The 3,514-nt window shown below is 37.1% G+C and carries 3 protein-coding genes; 2 read left to right on the forward strand and 1 reads right to left on the reverse strand.

What is annotated here, in order from left to right; all coding sequences use genetic code 11:
* Positions 1-275: 275 nt before the first annotated feature.
* Positions 276-809, reverse strand: coding sequence for a sigma-70 family RNA polymerase sigma factor (locus M3210_RS19510; protein WP_251517904.1), 534 nt, complete (start codon positions 807-809; stop codon positions 276-278).
* 313 nt (positions 810-1,122) lie between these two features.
* On the opposite strand from M3210_RS19510, the gene M3210_RS19515 reads away from it, so the two are divergent.
* Complete coding sequence (locus M3210_RS19515) at positions 1,123-1,626, forward strand: competence protein ComK (RefSeq protein ID WP_251517908.1); 504 nt, start codon at positions 1,123-1,125, stop codon at positions 1,624-1,626.
* Between the two features lie 316 nt (positions 1,627-1,942).
* Positions 1,943-3,376, forward strand: coding sequence for an alanine/glycine:cation symporter family protein (locus M3210_RS19520; protein ID WP_251517910.1), 1,434 nt, complete (start codon positions 1,943-1,945; stop codon positions 3,374-3,376).
* The last annotated feature ends 138 nt before the right edge of the window (positions 3,377-3,514 follow it).

A 3,514-nucleotide genomic window follows, 5' to 3' on the forward strand; every position in this document is an offset into this window, starting at 1 on the left:
AGTGTTACGGGCACGATGATTAGTTCTTCATGTGGCATAGAAAAGCACCTCCTTCAATTGATATTTCTATCTTAGCAAGAGGTGCTTCATTTTTGTATGCGTTGTTTGATTACGGGTTTACAGTTATTTATAGAATTCTGGGAAAACGGCATGGTAATAATCTCTAAGGTTTTCATTTAACTACCTCGCAATGAATATAATCTATAACTATTTTACCATATGTTGGTGATTAAATTGTCTTAACTTATTAATCACTTTGATAGTTCCTACTACTTTTACAAGAATTCACTTTTTACATCCCACACCCCCCTCAACTTCCTCCTCGCTTCCTTCCCCCAACTTTTCACCGCCTCCACAGAAACATTCTCTTTTTCAGCAATCTCTTTCACCGGATAGTCTAATATAATCGCATAATAAACCCATTTTCTTTGATTGATAGTCAATGTAGAAAACACGTTCTTCCACAGTTTTTCATCGGGGATGTTTGTATCTGAAGATGTATAAGTGGAGTTCGTTTCAGCTATAAGGAGCGCTGTTTCTTGCTCGATGTACTCTTTCTCAACTTCATATTCTCTCGTCTTTTTTCGTATGAGATCAATGAGGCGATTCCGAATGGCGTAGTTGAAATAGGTGGAGAGTGGACCTTCATCCCTGTCATACTTCTTATAAGCAATCCACATGGCAAACATTGCTTCCGAATAATATTCTCCATAATAATCACGAATACCCAGTTGATGTAGGTTATAGTAAATACGCCTTTCATTCTGCTTAAAAATCTCCTCAAATGTAAATGATTTTTCCTTCTTCATCGTTATTCCCCCTCGTATATCGGTATTTGTTTTGACTATAGATTAGTATCATTGACTCTAAATTTCAAAGAGCCTAACTCATACCCCCATTGGGTATTTATATGAATTTTCCCTTGAGAAAACAATAAAAAGTAGTGTTTTAATAGTTAAAAATAACTAAATTTGGAATTTTATATAACTTTACGACAAAATAGGTGAATTTTTCCAAGGTCTATCGTACTATATGTTTAGACCTATAATATTACCACTTAAAGGATTGGAGGACATTATAGGGATCTACCACATTATTATTTCTAAGGAAGGAGTATTCGTAATGAATAACTATTTATCGCAGTATTTTATCCATTTGGACACGATGGCATTGTTACCTGCAAAGCATCATCTGTATGGAACACATGTAGTAGAATTCGATAAGGAAGTATTTGTGAAAGATACCCCTTTAGATTTAATAAAGGGTGTGTTACTCCACAATTACAGTTCCCTCGAAGCAACAAGACGGACCGTAAAGCTGCATACAGGCTATTGGAAGAAAGTTCCCATCCCAATCTATCTGGGTGAACTGTATATGTTCCCTACCCATGCTATGGTTCATTTCGACTGCTGCTGGATAGCCTATCACCATGTTTCCGAAATCAGAGATGGATCGCATTCCGAAGAGGCGATTGTATTATTTAAAAACGGACAAGAAATTAAATTTCCAGTAAGCGCTTCATCACTCCGAAGACAAAGAAAACGGACGAGAGTTGTGAAAAGGAACTCTGTCCAAATTAGAGAGCACATGTTAAGAAGACCATTGTCACCAAAGATACTTACATAAGACAAACAGGAATTAAATATATGCAATAAACAAGCGGTCCAATCAGAATTTTTTTCCGCTTGAACCGCTTTTAAAATTATCTAGCTTTTATCAACGAGCATCTCCTTTTACTTCAATAGGTGCCGCTTGAAGGAAACGTTGTCTAACAAATATACCGTTCCTTGTTATAGAGTTTTCTGCAAACAACAACACCCAAATAGTATAATTTGCCAGACAATAAAACTTACATACTTACCAATAGTTTACTATAAAAAGGAACACCATTTTTGTGATATAATATTTGAAATTAAGTTACAACATGAGAAAGGAGAATATGATGAGTGTTATAGAAAACATTATATCTGTCGGAAATGATTTATTTTGGTCTTATATATTGATCATAGTACTCGTTGGTCTTGCTTTGTATTTTACATTTAAGACAGGGTTTGTTCAATTTAAGAATTTTAAAGAAATGTTCCGGCTATTGGGAGATTCCACTCAATCTTCAGATGAAAATCAAAAAGGAATATCCTCCTTTCAAGCATTCACCATAAGTACAGCAACGCGTGTAGGGACTGGTAACGTAGCTGGTGTTGCTGTTGCTATTTCTTTAGGCGGTCCTGGTGCCGTTTTTTGGATGTGGGTAATCGCATTGTTTGGTGCTTCGTTAGCTTTTGTCGAAAGCACTTTAGCTCAAATGTACAAAGTGAAAGATCCAGGTACGAATGGATTCAAAGGTGGACCTGCTTATTACATGGAAAGAGCAATGGGAAAACGATGGATGGGTGTTCTATTTGCTATCCTAATTACGTTCTGTTTTGGTTTCGCATTTAATTCTATTCAAACCAATACAATCGCTTCAGCTTTTAATGAAGCATTCGGAATAGAACCTTTGATTATCGGTTCGATCATCACCATTCTTACAGGGTTTGTCATCTTTGGCGGAGTTACACGAATTGCGAAAGTAACTCAAGCTGTTGTTCCAGTAATGGCGATATTATATGTCGCCTTAGCCTTATATGTCGTAGTCATAAATTATTCAGAAATCCCTGCTGTTTTCGGTCTTATTGTATCAAGTGCATTTGGTTTAGAGCAAGCTGTCGGTGGGGGAATTGGTGCCGCGATTATGAATGGAGTGAAACGAGGGCTATTCAGTAACGAAGCAGGTATGGGTTCCGCTCCTGTAGCGGCTGCAACTGCAAATGTTTCGCATCCAGTTAAACAAGGATTCGTTCAAACGTTAGGAGTCTTTGTTGATACGCTACTGATATGTTCTGCTACAGCATTTATTATTCTATTCGCCACGGATATTCCAACGGATAGTGCAGAAGGTATCCAATTAACACAATTGGCTTTAAGCGCCCATGTAGGTGAGTGGGCCAGTATCTTTATCGCTATTGCTATATTACTATTCTGTTTCAGCTCGATTATCGGAAACTATTATTACGGCGAAGCAAATATTTCTTTCATTAAGGAAAGCAAATTAGCCATTTTTGTATTCCGTATTGCGGTATTAGCAATGGTGCTATTCGGATCAGTAGCAAGCCTGGAGATGGTTTGGAACTTAGGTGATCTATTCATGGCATTAATGGCCATAGTAAACTTAATTGCTCTAGCATTTATCGGGAAATTAGTGGCACCTGTTCTGAAAGATTATCTCAAACAACGAAAAGAAGGGAAAGACCCTGTGTTTTACGCTGACAACATAGAAGGATTTGAAGACCTAGAATGTTGGCAAAGAGATGAAACGAGTAAAAAACAAGGCATGTAAACAAAAAAAGCAAGAGGCTGGGACAAAACCCCAGTAAATAAAAAATAAGGCGTAGGAGTTCACACAAAAAATGTGTAGGCCCTACGCTTTTTGCTATCGTTATTTTAGTAAACAAAAAGGACACCTTTTGATAAAATT

The organism is Oceanobacillus luteolus (assembly GCF_023715655.1).
GTDB lineage: Bacteria > Bacillota > Bacilli > Bacillales > Amphibacillaceae > Oceanobacillus > Oceanobacillus luteolus.